This is a genomic window from Streptomyces sp. Wb2n-11, from assembly GCF_001049855.1.
GTDB lineage: Bacteria > Actinomycetota > Actinomycetes > Streptomycetales > Streptomycetaceae > Streptomyces > Streptomyces altiplanensis.
This window is the reverse complement of the sequence record NZ_CVPB01000001.1, coordinates 6362838-6377876: the sequence shown is the minus strand read 5'-3', so window position 1 is coordinate 6377876 and position 15039 is coordinate 6362838. Positions and strand designations below refer to the sequence as shown.

The 15039-nt window shown below is 68.8% G+C and carries 14 protein-coding genes and 2 pseudogenes; 9 read left to right on the top strand and 7 right to left on the bottom strand.

Annotated elements, in window-relative coordinates:
* Window positions 1–678: 678 nt before the first annotated feature.
* The 4 genes from BN1555_RS29220 (at window position 679) to BN1555_RS29205 (ending at window position 4243) form a co-directional block, all read left to right on the top strand.
* Window positions 679–1452, top strand: a complete 774-nt coding sequence (locus BN1555_RS29220; RefSeq protein ID WP_093802148.1) for a CHRD domain-containing protein — start codon at window positions 679–681, stop codon at window positions 1450–1452.
* A gap of 9 nt (window positions 1453–1461) precedes the next feature.
* On the top strand, window positions 1462–2019 hold the full coding sequence (locus tag BN1555_RS29215; RefSeq protein ID WP_093802147.1) for a sortase domain-containing protein: 558 nt from the start codon (window positions 1462–1464) through the stop codon (window positions 2017–2019).
* A gap of 935 nt (window positions 2020–2954) precedes the next feature.
* The gene (locus BN1555_RS29210; protein WP_093803724.1) at window positions 2955–3482 is read left to right on the top strand and encodes a sigma-70 family RNA polymerase sigma factor; all 528 of its coding nucleotides are present in this window, start codon (window positions 2955–2957) and stop codon (window positions 3480–3482) included.
* Entirely contained in the window at window positions 3479–4243 is a 765-nt protein-coding gene (locus tag BN1555_RS29205; protein ID WP_093802146.1) for an anti-sigma factor, read from the top strand. Before BN1555_RS29210 ends, BN1555_RS29205 begins: the two co-directional genes overlap by 4 nt.
* 695 nt (window positions 4244–4938) lie before the next feature.
* Here the strand turns inward: BN1555_RS29205 and BN1555_RS29200 are convergent.
* The 5 genes from BN1555_RS29200 to BN1555_RS29175 form a co-directional block, all read right to left on the bottom strand.
* Window positions 4939–5601 carry a fasciclin domain-containing protein gene (locus BN1555_RS29200; RefSeq protein ID WP_093802145.1) on the bottom strand — a complete coding sequence of 221 codons (663 nt, stop codon included), beginning with the start codon at window positions 5599–5601 and terminating at the stop codon, window positions 4939–4941.
* 96 nt (window positions 5602–5697) lie between these two features.
* The gene (locus BN1555_RS29195; RefSeq protein ID WP_093803723.1) at window positions 5698–7284 is read right to left on the bottom strand and encodes a molybdopterin-dependent oxidoreductase; all 1587 of its coding nucleotides are present in this window, start codon (window positions 7282–7284) and stop codon (window positions 5698–5700) included.
* A gap of 739 nt (window positions 7285–8023) precedes the next feature.
* Window positions 8024–8248, bottom strand: a complete 225-nt coding sequence (locus BN1555_RS29185; RefSeq protein WP_093802144.1) for a hypothetical protein — start codon at window positions 8246–8248, stop codon at window positions 8024–8026.
* Window positions 8249–8330: 82 nt separating this feature from the next.
* Complete coding sequence (locus BN1555_RS29180; protein ID WP_141662897.1) at window positions 8331–8603, bottom strand: hypothetical protein; 273 nt, start codon at window positions 8601–8603, stop codon at window positions 8331–8333.
* A 96-nt stretch (window positions 8604–8699) separates the two neighbouring features.
* Window positions 8700–9284 (bottom strand): ATP-binding protein, encoded by a 585-nt coding sequence (locus BN1555_RS29175; protein WP_255306230.1) that lies wholly within the window; start codon window positions 9282–9284, stop codon window positions 8700–8702.
* A 542-nt stretch (window positions 9285–9826) separates the two neighbouring features.
* On the opposite strand from BN1555_RS29175, the gene BN1555_RS29170 reads away from it, so the two are divergent.
* Complete coding sequence (locus tag BN1555_RS29170) at window positions 9827–10828, top strand: IS481 family transposase (RefSeq protein ID WP_093802142.1); 1002 nt, start codon at window positions 9827–9829, stop codon at window positions 10826–10828.
* A gap of 35 nt (window positions 10829–10863) precedes the next feature.
* A protein-coding gene (locus tag BN1555_RS29165) for an IS3 family transposase (protein ID WP_093802141.1) occupies window positions 10864–12077 on the top strand; the annotation gives its coding sequence in 2 pieces (ribosomal slippage) (window positions 10864–11113 and window positions 11113–12077; 1215 coding nt in all).
* A 28-nt stretch (window positions 12078–12105) separates the two neighbouring features.
* Here BN1555_RS29165 and BN1555_RS29160 read toward each other — a convergent pair.
* Window positions 12106–12264 (bottom strand): annotated as a pseudogene (locus BN1555_RS29160) (IS5/IS1182 family transposase); the annotation flags it as partial.
* 95 nt (window positions 12265–12359) lie between these two features.
* On the opposite strand from BN1555_RS29160, the gene BN1555_RS41695 reads away from it, so the two are divergent.
* Window positions 12360–12707, top strand: coding sequence for a group II intron maturase-specific domain-containing protein (locus tag BN1555_RS41695; protein WP_093802140.1), 348 nt, complete (start codon window positions 12360–12362; stop codon window positions 12705–12707).
* 111 nt (window positions 12708–12818) lie between these two features.
* A pseudogene (locus BN1555_RS29150) lies at window positions 12819–13169 on the top strand (transposase); the annotation flags it as partial.
* A gap of 116 nt (window positions 13170–13285) precedes the next feature.
* Here the strand turns inward: BN1555_RS29150 and BN1555_RS29145 are convergent.
* A complete protein-coding gene (locus tag BN1555_RS29145; RefSeq protein WP_093802139.1) occupies window positions 13286–14203 on the bottom strand; it encodes an SDR family oxidoreductase in 918 nt (305 codons plus the stop codon).
* Between the two features lie 346 nt (window positions 14204–14549).
* Here BN1555_RS29145 and BN1555_RS29140 point away from each other — a divergent pair, with 346 nt between their 5' ends.
* On the top strand, window positions 14550–14933 hold the full coding sequence (locus BN1555_RS29140) for a hypothetical protein (RefSeq protein ID WP_255306229.1): 384 nt from the start codon (window positions 14550–14552) through the stop codon (window positions 14931–14933).
* Window positions 14934–15039: the final 106 nt, after the last annotated feature.

Below are 15039 nucleotides of genomic sequence, written 5' to 3'. Positions count from 1 at the left end.
CCATGAGCGGGCATTTCCCGTTTTTCGGACGGTAGGACGTGGCGTGGCATCCCGCCACCCAAGTCCGACAAGGTGGGGCCAACTCCCCCGTGCTGCTGCAGCTGTAGTACCCCCTATCGTCCAGGCGGGCGCTGCCACCACCAGGTCTTTCCAAGGCTCGGCCGCCCTTTGTGACTGATCAAAGTGTGCGAGCTGAAAAGGGGCACAGGCTCCGCCTTCCGCTCTTCGCCCGGCGGAAGAGGGTCAGAAGGTATGAGCACGGGGCCGCTGGGGTGACTCGGCATGCGGGGGTCACTCCCGACCGGTGACCGGTGTGTGCGGGCGGGCCTCCCCGGGTGCTGAATGACAGGCGAGAGTCGAGGCGTGCGGAATCCGTGGCGGGCAACAGCTGCAGACACCCGTTTGCCGGATAGCCGTCACTGCGTCGTCGGACGGCCGCATCCCATCCGCCGCATCGTGGTGTTGCCGCAGTTGGCAAGGGCTGTGACAGCCACCGGCCGCCGGCCGCCCTTTGGCGGTGGCGGCCCTTGGCGGCGCTGCGGGCTCCTTGATCCAGTGGCGGCCCGCCGGGTGAGGGTGCAGGTTCGGTGCTTGGCAGCAGCGGTCGCCCGCAGGCAGCCGGGTCTGTGCCCGTGCGGCCGGGTGAACCGCGCCCCTTCTCTGCAGTGGAGACCTCGAATGACGAAGACGACCGCCTGTGCGCTTGCCGCGCTGGCCACCCTCGCGCCCATGGTGGCGCTCGCCCCCTCGGCAGCCGCCGACGACACCTCCGGCCGCCACAAGGCCATAACCCTGCACGCGACGCTGAACCCGTTCAAGGTCAACAAGGTGACCGGGTCGGGCACCGCCATGGTGCACCTCGAGGGCAACACGGCCCACGTGACGGTCAAGCACAGCGGCCTGCTGGCCGGCGCCCCGCACGCCCAGCACTTCCACATCGGCGCCAAGGGCGTGTGCCCGCCCGAGTCGGTCGCCAAGGAGCGCAACGGCAAGGTGTTCCTGAACACCACCGACGGCGCACCCTTCTACGGCGGTATCGGCACCTCGCTGACCACCACCGGAGACACCAGTCCCAGCTCCGGGCTGGCCGTGGACCGCTTCCCTGTCGGTGACAAGGTCCACTACGAGCGCACCATCACCCTCAGCGACGAGGCCGCCAAGAGCCTGCGCGAGGGAACCGGCGTCGTGGTCGTGCACGGCATCGACTTCAACGGCAACGGCACGTACGACAACAACCTCGGGCCCAGCGACCTCGACCCCAAGCTGCCCTCCGAGGCCACCAACCCCGCCCTGTGCGGCCCGCTGAAGATGGCCGCCAAGGGCGCCGTCCACGGCGGCCAGGGCGGCACCCAGACCCCCGTGAACACCGCCGCAGCCGCCGCCGGCGCCACCCTCCTCGCCGGAGCGGGGGCCGTCTACGGGCTGCGCCGCCGCAGCGCTCGCCAGAGCTGACCTGCTGGTATGGCGTTTCACCGTCTCAGGGGCCGCCGCGGTGCATGCACCGCGGCGGCCACCGCATGCGCCGCTGTCGGGCTGGGCCTGCTGGCCGCCGCGTTCCTGCCCTACCAGCCGCCGCCGCCTGACCCGCCGCGGTCGTCCCGCACCCACGCCCAGCCCCGCCCGGCCATCCCCACCCCCGGCCGGCAGGCACCGGTGCTGCCTGCCTCCGAACCGGTCCGGATCACCGCCAAGCACATCAGTCTGGCCGCACCCGTGGAAGCGGTCGGTACCGCAAAGGACGGCTCGGTGGCACTGCCGGCGGATGCCGACAGGGCCGGCTGGTACACCGGCTCTGTCACACCGGGCGAAAGAGGCAACGCGATCCTGGTCGCCCATCTGGACTCCACCAGCGGCCCCGCGGCTTTCTACGGCCTGGGCGCCCTGCGCAACGGCGACCGCATCACGGTCACGCGCCGAGACCGGAGCACCGCGACGTTCACCGTCACCAGCATGACCGTCTGGCCCAAGGACAACTTCCCCTCCGAACGCGTCTACGCCCCACCCCGGAACCGCAACTGACACTGATCACCTGCGCCAACTGGGACAAGAACGCCAACGACTACCGGTCGAACCTCGTCATCACCGCCCACCCGTAGCCACCGCTGCCTGAACCGGGATGCGTCTGCCCGCCGCGCACTCCTGCTGGCCGCTTGCCTTATGGCACGCGGCCAGGAAGGCCCCACGTGGTGATAATCGCCGTGCTTTTGCCCGCCGCCTTCCTCGCCCTCGTCATGGCGCTGGACTGGTACGAGGAACGCTTCCTCGCGCCCCGGTAACACAACAAGCCCCACCGCACAAGCCCTGCTCGACAGGATGACCGGTCGTAGGGCACCGAGGTCGCAAGCGGTCACCGCTCACAGCATCCTCCTTTTGCTGCACTCAAGCCCCGACACAGAGAATGAAGCCACCTCCGATCGTCGGTACGGACCGGAGGTGGCTGCCTCAGGTCGCATGCCGGCATACGCGATGCCCCTCACTACGCCGATGGCGAGCGCCGCAGTGGTTTCCCACTCGCAGAAGACAGTGCAACTGTTCCTCCGGTCAGCAAGGTGAGGCCCTGGGTGCGCGGGCAGGCGAGGAAGAGTGCGTTCGGGCGTTCCTTCCCGGCGGGCGTGTGCCAGTCTCTCGCACACCGTACGGTGGCCTGCGAGGCAGCATCCCCATGCCCCTCGCCTGATCGGGCCGGAGGGTGAAACATGGGTCGCTCGCCCTGCCTCAGGGCACCGAAGTCGACGGCGAAACGCCTCCACGACCGTCCGTGATTACACACCCATGCTAGGAAGAAGACTGACAAAAGTGGCTTTTACTCCTCCGTACTGCTGGGAACGGCTGCACATAAGCGACCACCCCACCGCGCCTGTCCGTGCGGCCTCCGCCCGACGGGAAGGTACGCGTTGAAGAGGATCACGCGCGTCACAGGCGCTGAGCAGCACGGGCCGGACCTGACCGATGTCATGGCTCGCGTCGCCGACGGTGACCAGGAAGCCTTTGCCGCCCTCTACGACGCGATCGCCGGGCCGGTCTACGGACTGGTGCTCAAGGTCTTGCGTGATCCGTCCCAGTCGGAGGAAGTGACGCAGGAAGTCATGGTTGAGGTGTGGCGTACCGCTGCGCGTTTTTCTCCCGGCCGGGGCAGCGTCATGACGTGGGTGATGACGGTGGCCCACCGTCGTGCGGTGGACCGGGTCCGCTCCGAGCAGGCGGCCACCGACCGCGAGCAGCGCAACGCGCATCGTGAGTGTATGCCTGACTACGACCAGGTCAGTGAAGAGGTCACGGTCCGGCTGGAGAGCGAACAGGTGCGGCGGTGCATGCGGACGCTGACCGAGCTCCAGCGCCAGGCCGTGACGCTTGCCTACTACCAGGGCTATACCTACCCCGAGGTCGCCGCCGCACTGTCGGCGCCCCTGGGGACAGTGAAGACACGTATGCGCGACGGTCTGATCCGGCTGCGGGACTGCATGGGAATGGTAACCGCATGAGCGAGGAACACATACACCTCTCCACCGGTGCCTACGCCCTCAACGCGGTGCCGGACGAGGAGCGAAAGAGCATCGAGCGACACCTGCGCCAGTGCTCGCCGTGCGACCAGGAGATACGGGAGTTGACCGCCACTGCGGCCCGGCTGGGAACGGACGTGACCGTCACTGCGCTTCCTGGCATGAAGGACCAGGTCATGGCCCGCATCCAGGCAGTACCCCAACTGTCCCAGCTGCCCCCGCAGGCGGCGGCCGTCGACGCCCCGCACCAGGTGGTGAGCGCCCGCACCGCCCGCACCGGGAACATGTCCCGCCTGGTTCTGGCCGCCTGTGTCGTAGCGGCCGCGGCGTTCGGAGGGACAGCGGCCTGGCAGTACCAGGAAGCACGGCAAGCCGAGCAGCGTGCCGTGCAAGCCTCCCAGCGGAGCGCGGACATGGCGCGGGTGCTGGCTGCCTCCGACGCCCGCAGGGCCGCCGGCAGCATCAAGGGCGGTGCGCGGGCCACCGTGATCGTCTCCCGCAGCCAGGACAGCGCCGTCTTCCTCGCGTCCGGTCTGCCCGATCTGGCCGACGGCCGGACCTACCAGCTGTGGTTCGCCGACAACGGCACGATGAGACCGGCCGGCCTCCTCCGGCACGACGGCGGCCTGGTGATGGAAGGGAAGGTAGGAAAGGCCACCGGCATGGGCGTCACCGTAGAACCCGCCGGCGGCTCGCCCCAGCCCACCACCACACCCCTGGCCCTCATGACGCTCCCCGCCTGACCCCACCCCGGTCAGAGGCGCCTGTGTCTTGCTTGGGTGGCAACGCCAAGCAGCGCACGTACTGAGCAGAGGCTGTTGCCCAGCGGCCATCTGCAGAGCAACGGCCTCTCGTCGAAAAGGCCGTCGTGTTGGGGACCAATCCGCTGGCCAGCGGCGAACGAATAGTAAGTAACACATCGCGCCCTGCTGCGTGCGTAAAGCGCTTCCGCCCGATGAACGCCCCTCAAGAACTGGAACAACGAGCCGCTTGGAGGGCCACGTGGTGCCCGACGCGCATGCACTGACCGGCGCCTACGTCCTGAACGCGCTGCCGGACGAGGAACGCAGAACACTGGAGACCCACTGTGCCGTCTGCCTGCCCTGCGCCCAGGAACTCAGGGAACTCCAGGCAACGGCGGCCCGACTGGGGCTGGCCATGACAGCGGCTGCACCGAAGTCACTGAAGGACAAGGTTCTCCACGGAACACGGACACTCCCCCAGGATGCCTTGTGGCCACGTCCGTTCCACGAAGGATCGCAAAGCCTGCGTTGCTGGGCGGCGCGGTGGTTCTCCCGCCTTTCCTTGCGCTGATCGCACGACGGGACCGCCGGACAGCCCGGGCTGGGGCTGTGCGGCGGTCCCGTCGTGCGATCAGCGATACGAGGTGGTGGTGCCGGGGGCCGGCAGGTGTCCGTGCCGGCCCCCACTCTCTTGCTTACTTGGGCATCAGGACGGTGTCGACGATGTAGACGGTGGCGTTGGCGGTCTGGACATTCCCGCAGACAACGCTGGAGGTGTCGTTGACCTTGTAGGACTCACCGGAGCCCGCGGTGGTCAGCTTGCTCTTCTGCAGGGTGTCGTAGGAGCCGTTCTCGAGCTGCTTGGGGGTGAGCTTCTCGCCCACGACGTGGTAGGTCAGGATCTTGGTGAGCATGGCCTTGTCGGCCAGGACCTTGTCGAGGTCGGCCTTCGGGATCTTCGCGAAGGCGTCGTTGGTCGGCGCGAACACCGTGATGTTCTCGGCGTTGTTGAGCGTGTCGACCAGACCGGCCTTCTTGACCGCGGTCACCAGCGTCGACAGCGCCGGGTTGTTCGACGCGGCCGTCGCCACCGAGTCCTTGGCCATGCCGTCGAAGCTGCCCGCGCCGCCCTTGGGAACCGAGGCGCAGCCGGGGCCGAACGGCTTGTCCGTCATCGCGGTGTCCTCGGCGGTGGGCTCCTGCGACTTGTCCGTGTTCTCCGCGGCGGGGGCCTCGGAGCTGGAGGACTTCTCGGACGCGGAGTCGGAGCTGTCGTCGGAGCACGCACTCAGAGCCAGCGGCAGAGTTACGGCGGCGGCGACGGCAATGGCGGCACGGCGGAAACGGAAGGCGTTCATGGTGTTTCTCCTTGAGAGTACGAAAAGTTACTGTGCTTAAGGGAAGAAAAGGTGGGGCGGTCGGGCGAATCTGGCCACCGAAGGGGCCCGGCCTGGTCAGTCGACGGTGACGACCACCGAGTGCCAGCCGCTGGCGCCGTCGGGGATGGTCCGGGTGCGTTTTTCGGTCTGGACCTGGCCGGTGCGGTCGGTGGCGCGGACGGTGAGGGTGTGGCCGCCGGGGGTGGCCTTCCAGGGATAAGACCACTGCCGCCAGGTGTCGACGGTGTCCTGCGCGGCGAGGTCGGCGGGGCGCCAGGGGCCGTCGTCGATACGGATTTCGACCTTGTCGATGCCGCGGTGCTGGGCCCATGCCACGCCGGCGACCATGACGGTGCCCGCCCTGGGCCGGGCGAAGGGCTTGGGGGTGTCGATGCGCGACTGGGTCTTGATCGGGGCCTTGCGGGCCCACTTGCGCTTGACCCAGTACGGGTCGTAGTCGTCGAACGTGGTCAGTTCGATGTCTTCGATCCATTTGCAGGCGGAGACGTATCCGTACAGGCCCGGCACGAGCATCCGGACGGGGAAGCCGTGCACGAAGGACAGCGGCTCACCGTTCATGCCGACGGCGAGCATCGCGTCGCGGCCGTCCATGACGTCCTCGACCGGCGTGCCCAGTGTCATGCCGTCCACCGAGCGGGCCACCAGCTGGTCGGCGGGGCCGCCCCGGGAGGGCGGTTTGACCCCGGCCTCGCGCAGCAGGTCCGCCAGCCGCACCCCGATCCAGCGGGCGTTGCCCACATACGGGCCGCCGACCTCGTTGGAGACACAGGTCAAGGTGATGTCCCGCTCGATCAGCTCCCGGTCCAGCAGGTCCTGGAAGGTGACGGTCGTCGGGCGCTTGACGCCTTTGCCGTGGATGCGCAGCCGCCAGCTGGTGGCATCGACCTTGGGCACCACCAGAGCGGTGTCGACGCGGTAGAAGGACTTGCTCGGCGTGGTGAAGGAACTGACGCCCGCGACCCGCAGCTGCGCCCCGGCGGGGATGGGTGGGGCGGGTGAGGCGGGTGGCGGGAGGACGATCTGGGCGCGCGAGGCGGCCGCGTCCTGGCCGCGCCGGCCGTTGAGGGTGCGGCCCAGCACACCGGCACCGCCGGAGACGGCGGCCGCCGCCGAGGCGGCCAGCAGGAATCCCCGGCGGTCCCACCCGTTGCCGGCACCCGGCGCAGTATCCGCGCGGCGGCGGGCGGTGAGCCTGCCGATCAGCAGATAGAGCACAGCGGCGCCGCCCACGGCGCCGACCAGGGACGGCAGCCCGTCCACGAATCCGGTCGAGTCCGGGCGGCTCACGGCCGCGGCCGCCCCCACCACACCGAAGATCAGCACACCGGCGGAGCCGGTGCGCCGATACCGCAGCGCCACCACACCGAGCACAAGCCCCAGGGCGGCGAGGGTGGCCAGAATGCCCAGCTGCAGAACCAGCTTGTCGTCCTCGCCGAAGTTACGGATCGCCCAGTCCTTCACGGGCGCCGGAGTGCGGTCGATCGCTGCACCGCCCACCGCGGTGACAGGTCCGGCCTCGGGCCGCACCGCCGCCGAAACAAGCTCGGCAACGGCGAGCGCCGCGAAGCCGGAGAGCAAGCCGCTGAGCGCGGCAAGCCCACCACGGGCCAGGGTCGTACCGGAGATCCTCACGCCCACTATTCGGCACCAGCCACGGAACGGATTGGTCGCTCGTCCAACAATGTGAACAACTTCCACGGTCCAGCTGCCCCGTCACCACTCCTGAAAGAGCCCTGCCCTTCTGACCTGCACCAACAGCAGGTGATGGCTGCCGGTTCCAAGAGCTGCCGTAACCAAACAGTGATCTGCAGACCGGCCCGTGCGCCGCTCAGCCCGCCGCAGAACAGCCTGGGGCTGCCCGCTCATCAGAGCGGACGTCAACGACGACCGTGCGAATGTGCCTGGTCAGCTGAAGGGCAATCTGCTCGCAGTCGCATGTCGTGAGCGTGTCCGGGCCCGTCCACGCGAGGACGGCCTTTCGGGTGACCGGTCACGGGTTCCACAGGTTGGTCAGCTGACCGGTAACCGATGGCCGGTGACCGGTCGGCTGTCCCTGGCCGAAGACTCCCCGGCCCTGCTTGCCCGGCCTCCCTGAGGGGGGAGGGAGACCGGACAAGATGCGGACCGGAAGGTGCCCGCCACCGCAGCCGGGGGCGACTGCTGGCCACTCCCACCTTGCCGCTGGCCGTGGGACTTTTCCCTGCACGCGCCGCGTTGTCTGCTCCGTGTCGCCTACGGGCTCTTCGCGCGGGCAGTGACCGCGGTGCCTGATGGTCGTTGTTTTGCTGACGCGAGTGGATATCCGTCCCCACGGACCCGCGTGGTGAAGGCCCTGCACACACCAGGACCCTCACCCCCTCCTCCAGGCCGCTGCGGCGTGCTATGCCGTGTCCCACTGATGTGGGTGGCCGCCGCGCCACTCCACCCGCCGGGGATCATCCATCGCCGCTTCCGGATCGGGCACGCCGGCGGCCTCGAGGAACACCACCAGATCATGGTCGGGATGGGCCAGCCCCAGGGCCTTGTCGCGGCCGTCTCGGCGCACACTCACGCGCCGGCCGCCCGAGGCAGACGGCCGGTGCACCACGAACGGAGCACCGCTCATTGCACCAGCCTGCCCCGCCATCGGGCCCAGGGCCAGCCCAGGTATCCGGGCCGACGGGAGCGGCTGCAGATGTCGCCCTTTTTTACTGCCAGGCGCTGCGGCGCTCTTGCAGTGCGGCGCGTGCCTGCCGGGCATCGAGCAGGAGGGAGAACTCCTCGAACGCGATGCGCTGCACATCGGTGGCGGTGGCCGGGCGGCGTTCGGTGCGGGTCCAGGCCAGTTCCGCCGCGCCCAGCGCGAGAAGCTCCTGCCGCCTGGCGTCGCTGAGCTCCGGACTGTTCAGCGCGGACAGCACCCGACGCCACAATCCCTTGGCCGAACGCCCGGCCGCATCATCCACAGGACCACAACTCATCCCCCTATCCTGCTCTCTTGCCGCGGGTGATCCCGGGTGATTCGTCTGTTCCATCCAGTCGAGGCAACAGCGCCGACGAGGGGCGGGGGTGAGGCCCTAACCGGCCGCAGGGCCGACGGAGACTCGGACCTTGATCCGCTTGCCGGAGGGATCGCGCTGTGCCGCGAAGTCCTCGCACAGCGCGGTGACGATCTCCAGACCGTGCCCGCCGACCCGGGCCGGATCGGCGGGCAGGACCAGCGGCAGGACCGGGCTGGTGTCGGACACCGTGATCTCCAGGACCGGACCGGACAGCTCCACCTCGACGGCACAGGGCCCCGGCGCGTACTTGCGCGCGTTGGTCACCAGCTCGCTGACGACCAGCTGGGCGATCTCCGTCAGCCGGGGCGAGACCTCGATCCAGCCGTCCTCCTGCAGCTGGGCCAGGAAACCGGTGACGAACCGCCGGGCGTCCCCGATCACCCCGGGCGTCACGTCATACGCCTCACCGGCCCACACGCACCGGCCCGCGAGCACCGGCCGGCCCGGCACCGCACCGTCCGTACCGCCCACGGAGCCCGGGAAGTCCTGGCGAGCCGGCGAAACGCCGGACCCGGGCCCGGTCCCCACCGGCTCCTCCACTGCCTGGTTGCTGTCAGCTGGCCGGGCCTGCGGACGGTGGAGGTTCTGGTCGCCGTTCATACCTGAGCACGTGCCCCGGCCGCCGCCCGTCAACCAAAGCAGGAGAGCCCGTCTGAGTACCCACCACGCCTTCGTGCAGTCACCCGAAAATCGGAGAACCGGACGCGGGACAACTCCCGCGCGGTTCGCGGACAACGCCGGCTGCGAGGTGGACAGCGCCCCGGCCGTACGTCCCTGTGCCCCGGCTGGCGACCGCCGCGCCCTGGCAAACATCTGGACCCGGTCGCCCGCACCGCCCGCGGAGGTGAACCCGGTGGCGCCGCGCGTCACCCCACCAGGTCCGTGACTCGAAACCGGCCGGCCCGGTTGAACCGGGCGGCGCGTGCAACCCCACGAATGCCGGATTGCGCGCCCGGGCCCCGATAACCGCGCCTGGCTCGGGGCCCCACTCACACCCCGCCCCGGCTGGTGGGTACGGCGCCCTAGGTGTTCTGTCCACGGAGGTTGGTGACAGCGATCACTGAAGAGTGAACTTGAACGAGTGAGGGCCTTCCGGGTTCGGTGTGGATTGCGACATCTCCACCGAACGACGAAAGGCCCTCATGCCCCACCGTAATGCACCCCTGACCGAGACCGGACGACTGCGCCTGGCCCGCTGCGTGGTCGAGGACGGCTGGCCCCTGCGCCGGGCCGCCGAGCGCTTCCAGGCCTCACCGACCACCGCTCAGCGCTGGGCCGACCGCTACCGGACGTTCGGCGAAGCAGGCATGAGTGACCGCTCCAGTCGCCCGCGCACCAGCCCGCGCAGGACCCCGACCCGCACCGAGCGGCGCATCATCAAGGTCCGTGTCCTGCGCCGCTGGGGGCCGGCCCGCATCGCACACTTGCTGCGGCTGGTGCCCTCGACCGTGCACCGTGTGCTGACCCGCTACGGCCTGGCCCGCCTCACGCACCTGGACCGGGCCACCGGCCGCGTCATACGCCGCTACGAACGCGAGAAGCCCGGCGAACTGGTCCACGTCGACATCAAGAAGCTCGGCAACATCCCCGACGGCGGCGGACACAAGGTCCTGGGCCGCCAAGCAGGCCGCAAGACCCGCAAGAACGCCGGCTACAGCTACCTGCACACCGCCGTCGACGACCACTCCCGCCTCGCCTACAGCGAGATCCTCACCGACGAGAAGAAAGAGACCGCCACCGGCTTCTGGACCCGTGCCCAGGCATTCTTCACACAGGCCGGAATCACCGTCGAGCGGGTGCTGACCGACAACGGCTCCTGCTACCGCTCACGCGACTGGCGCGATGCTCTCGCGGCAGCCGGGATCGCCCACAAGCGAACCCGGCCCTACCGGCCGCAGACCAACGGCAAGGTCGAACGCTTCAACCGCACCCTGCTCGACGAGTGGGCCTACGCAAAGCCCTACCGCTCAGAACAGGAACGACGCGACGCCTTCCCCGCCTGGCTGCACACCTACAATCACCACCGCGGACACACCGCGCTCAAAGGCCAACCACCCACCAGCCGCGTCCCCAACCTCACAGGGCAATACACCGGGCAGCACCGCAGGGGCCTTGAGGTGACCCCTGTGGTGTGGACACTCTGACAATGGATCTTGCAGCTCCAAGGGAAGGTGTCCTGGTGGGACGTAGATCTCCGTATCCGGAGAAGTTCAGGAACGATGCCGTGGCGTTGTATCGCGCGGCGGACGGCAAGCGCACGTACGCTGCGGTCGCGGCGGACGTGGGAGTGACCGGCGAGACCCTGCGGAGCTGGGTGCGCCAGGCGGACGAGCATGCGGGCCGCGCCCGCGGTGAGGTGCCCGGGGAGAACCGGGACGAGGAACTGATCCGGCTGCGGGCCGATCTCAGCCGACTGCGCAAGGCGGAGAAGGAGTGGCAGCTGGAGCGCGAGATCCTGCGCCGGGCAGCGGCCTATTTCGCTGCGGAGATGAAGACATGACCCGCCGCTGGAACTTCATCTCCACACACCGTGCCGAGTTCGGCACCCAGCGGACATGCCGGATTCTTCAGGTCTCCCGCTCGGGCTTCTACCGGTGGCTGGCCGCGGCGCCGGCCCGCGCAGAGCGGCAGGCCGCCGAGGATCTCCTGCTCGCGGAGATCCGTGAGGTCCACGCCGCGCACAAAGGAACGTACGGGGTCCGCCGCGTCCATGCCGAACTGCGGGGATTCGGCCACACCGTCAACCGCAAACGCGTCGAGCGGCTCATGCGGCGGAACGGAATCGAGGGCCGGCACCTGCGGCGACGTAAGCGCACCACGGTCCCCGACCGGCTCGCGCCACCCGCCCCGGACCTGGTTCAGCGCGCCTTCTCCGCTCGTGAGCTGGATGAGAAATGGTGCGGTGACATCACATACGTCCAGGTCGGCGGCTCGTGGTTGTATCTCGCCTGCGTGATCGACATCTGTTCACGCCGGGTGCTGGGCTGGTCGATGGCCTCGCACATGCGCGCAGAACTGGTCATCGACGCCTTGAAGATGGCCGTGGCGGCCCGGGGCGGCAGCGTCACCGGGATGATCTTCCACGCGGACAGGGGCGCCCAGTACACGTCGGCCGCGTTCGCGCAGGTCTGTGCCGCTTTCGGGATCCGCAGGAGCATGGGCCGGGTCGGTTCGAGTTATGACAACGCCCTCGCCGAGTCGTTCCGGCAGGGACTCAAGAGGGAAACGATGCACCAGAGGGTCTTCTCGACGGTGCGTCAGTCACGGCTGGAGATCTTCCAGTGGCTCACCTACTACAACGCGCGCAGACGCCACAGCGCCCTCAACTACCTCTCGCCAGCCGAGTTCGAACAGCAGCACCAGAAGGAACGTAGACTCACACTCGCAGCATGAACCCCTGTGTCCACACTCCGGGGGACACCTCACCGCAGCGCAGGTGGGCCAGGACGAGCAGGGCCTGCCGACCGGAGGTCAGGCGACGCCACCGGGAGCCGATCCGGCGGCGGTGACCTGCAAGAAGACCGGAGAGATGCCCCAGAGTGCGGCTGGACAGATCGATGCCGGACGGGTAGACAAGCACGCGAAAGCTCCTGGCGGACTGGTGATCTTGGTCGTGAACCCGTCTACCAGGAGCTTTCTTCATGCCCGCCGCCGGGGCTGCCAGCCCAACCACCCATGAGGTTGGAAGAGGTTCTCTGTCGGATGAATGTCAGCCTGCCGCTGGCAGTCCTGCTGCATCGGCTCAACCAGGTGCTGCGGGGCTGGACCGCCTACTTCCGCCCCGGGGTGTCCGCCCGGGCCTTCCAATACCTACGCATGATCGTCTGGCGTCAGGTCTTCGGATGGCTCCGGCGCAAGCACCCAAAGGCAGGGTGGAAGGAACTCCGCCGCCGCTTCTGCGACGGTGGATGGTGGCCGCGAGACGGGCACGCCGTCCTGTTCAACCCGGGATCGGTAGCCACCACGCGATACCGCCCTCGAGGGACGACCATCCCGTCCCCCTGGCCCAGCGCAACGAGCTGAGGAGAACAACGGCTCAACGGGGCTTGTGGAGAGCCGGATGCTGGGCCAACTCGCACGTCCGGTTCGGGAGGGCGGCGCGGAGAAACGGACCGGGAGGAATCCCGGCACCGCGCTCAGCGCCGACCCCACCACGACGTCGCGATCATCGATGACACCGGCAAGCTGCTGGCCAAGTGCCGGATCAACGGCGACCCGGACGGCTACCGGCCGCTGCTCGACCTGCTGGCGGAACACGGCGACACCGCAGAGACACCCATCCCGATGGCCATCGAGACCAGCCGCGGCCTGCTGGTCGCCACCCTGCGAGAGGGCCCCCGGAAGATCTACGCCGTCAACCCCATGGCCGCTTCCCGCTACCGCGACCGACACGGAGTCAGCCGCAAGAAGTCAGACCCCGGCTTCGTCCAGCGGCACCAGCCCGTCGCGGAACGCCTGCGCATGGCGCTGGGCGCTCGCCCCGTGTGTCCCCCAGGCCCTCATTAGTTGTGACGAACCGGGCTTGAGCGGACAAGTATCAATTCGCTTCCGCATGCAGGGGCTCCGCTGCCCTTGGGCACAGGGCTGCCACGCTTATCGTGTCAGCGGGTGTCGGTTTCCCCCCCGGTCACGGCGATGACTTCCCCCACGGTGAAGCTGGAGTCGGCATCGGAGGCGAGGTAGACATACGTGGGCGCGATCTCTTCCGGCTGGGCTGGCCGGCCCAGGGGTGTTTCGCTGCCGACCTGCGCGAGCCCGTCCAGTGGCATGTGCTGGTCGGCGACGTTGAGGACGGTCCAGGTGGGGCCGGGCGCGACAACGTTGGCCCGTACGCCCCTCTTGGCCAAGTGGGGGGCTATCGACTTGGTGAAAGTGATCAGGGCAGCCTTGGCGGCGGCGTAGTCGATCATGGTGGTGCTGCCCTTGAGGGCCTCCTCCGTCGCCGTGGCGATGATCGCGTCGCCCTGGTTCAGGTGCGGCAGCGCCGCCATGACCAGATGGAAGTAGGCGTACACGTTCGTTTTGAACGTACGGTCCCAGTCCTCGGCCGTCAGCTGCTCGAGCTCCAGCTTGCTGTTCAGGTACGCGGCATTGCTCACCAGGATGTTAAGCCGCCCGAGTTCGCCGGCCGTGTGCTCGACGACGTCCCGGCAGAACTGCGGGTCGCACAGGTCACCGGCCAGGAGCAGGCACCTGCGGCCGTGCTCCTCGACGACACGCCGGGTCTCCTCGGCGTCGCGCTGTTCGGACGGCAGATGGACGATGGCGACGTCGGCGCCTTCCCTGGCATAGAGCACCGCGACGGCGCGGCCGATCCCGGAGTCGCCGCCGGTGATCAACGCGACTTTTCCCTCCAGCTTGCCGGCCGCCTTGTAGTGTTCGCCCAGGTAACGGGGGCTCGGGTCCATGTCCGCCTCAAGGCCCGGAGGGTCTTGCTTCTGCTCGGGAAACGGAGGGTGGGGCTCCGAGGTGACCTGGGGAGTTGTGCCGGTGGGCTGGGGACTGTTCCGGTCCTGCATGACGCCTCCTTGCGGGCCCGCCTTTCGAGACAACGGCCCACGACGATCTTTGACGCGTCGGCGGGTTCCCGTGAGCGGAGCCGCAAAACGTCACGCGGACGCTCCCGCACCCGGTGCGGACTCCTCCCACGTTCCGCCCAACTCAGCCCACTGCGTCGGGGCGCTGGCCGAAGAGCGCAGTCGCAACCCGTCGGAGCAGGCAGCTGCGTCCTGCTGGGCGAGTCCAGGCGTGTGATCGCGAACTGTGGGGTATCCGTGGCCCATGGCATCCCAGGGTCGTGGTTCACCAGCTCCGGCAACGCTCGGCGTCCAGCTGACACCTGGACGCCGATGGCTTTTGGGATTGGTGACCACATCACTGGTTGGGGCTCTCGCCGGCTGCGGTGGGACCGCAGACGCCCGCGAGAGCGATGCCGCAGCTGCTGCACAGCGCTTCGAGACCGCTCTGAGCAGCAAGGACGCGCACGCGTTGTGCGAGGCGCTGGCGCCCGGGACGCGCAGTGAGCTCGAAGACTCGCAGGAGCGGCCCTGCCTCGAGGTCATCACGGACCAGGATCTTCCCGAAGCGGGTGAACCGCGTTCGATCGACGTCTACGGGCGCCAGGCCCGCGTGGTGGCCGAGGGCGACACGCTGTTCCTCTCCCAGTTCGGGACAGGCTGGAAGGTTGTCGCGGCCGGATGCCTGCCCGAACCGGGCCAGCCCTACCAGTGCACGGTCAAGGGCGGGTGAGCGGCGATGCGGACGATGTTCCTGCTGTGCCTGGCCGTCGTACTCGGCGGACTCGCCTACTTCGGCGCGATCGGACTGATGCAGCGATGAACGCCTGCGTGGTGAT

Coding starts and splice junctions, on each gene's coding strand:
- BN1555_RS29175 (WP_255306230.1), bottom strand. CDS start 9,284: ATGAACGGCGACCAGAACCTCCACCGTCCGCAGGCCCGGCCAGCTGAC.
- BN1555_RS41695 (WP_093802140.1), top strand. CDS start 12,360: ATGAGGTTGGAAGAGGTTCTCTGTCGGATGAATGTCAGCCTGCCGCTG.
- BN1555_RS29145 (WP_093802139.1), bottom strand. CDS start 14,203: ATGCAGGACCGGAACAGTCCCCAGCCCACCGGCACAACTCCCCAGGTC.
- BN1555_RS29220 (WP_093802148.1), top strand. CDS start 679: ATGACGAAGACGACCGCCTGTGCGCTTGCCGCGCTGGCCACCCTCGCG.
- BN1555_RS29170 (WP_093802142.1), top strand. CDS start 9,827: ATGCCCCACCGTAATGCACCCCTGACCGAGACCGGACGACTGCGCCTG.
- BN1555_RS29180 (WP_141662897.1), bottom strand. CDS start 8,603: ATGAGTTGTGGTCCTGTGGATGATGCGGCCGGGCGTTCGGCCAAGGGA.
- BN1555_RS29200 (WP_093802145.1), bottom strand. CDS start 5,601: ATGAACGCCTTCCGTTTCCGCCGTGCCGCCATTGCCGTCGCCGCCGCC.
- BN1555_RS29185 (WP_093802144.1), bottom strand. CDS start 8,248: ATGAGCGGTGCTCCGTTCGTGGTGCACCGGCCGTCTGCCTCGGGCGGC.
- BN1555_RS29210 (WP_093803724.1), top strand. CDS start 2,955: ATGGCTCGCGTCGCCGACGGTGACCAGGAAGCCTTTGCCGCCCTCTAC.
- BN1555_RS29215 (WP_093802147.1), top strand. CDS start 1,462: ATGGCGTTTCACCGTCTCAGGGGCCGCCGCGGTGCATGCACCGCGGCG.
- BN1555_RS29205 (WP_093802146.1), top strand. CDS start 3,479: ATGAGCGAGGAACACATACACCTCTCCACCGGTGCCTACGCCCTCAAC.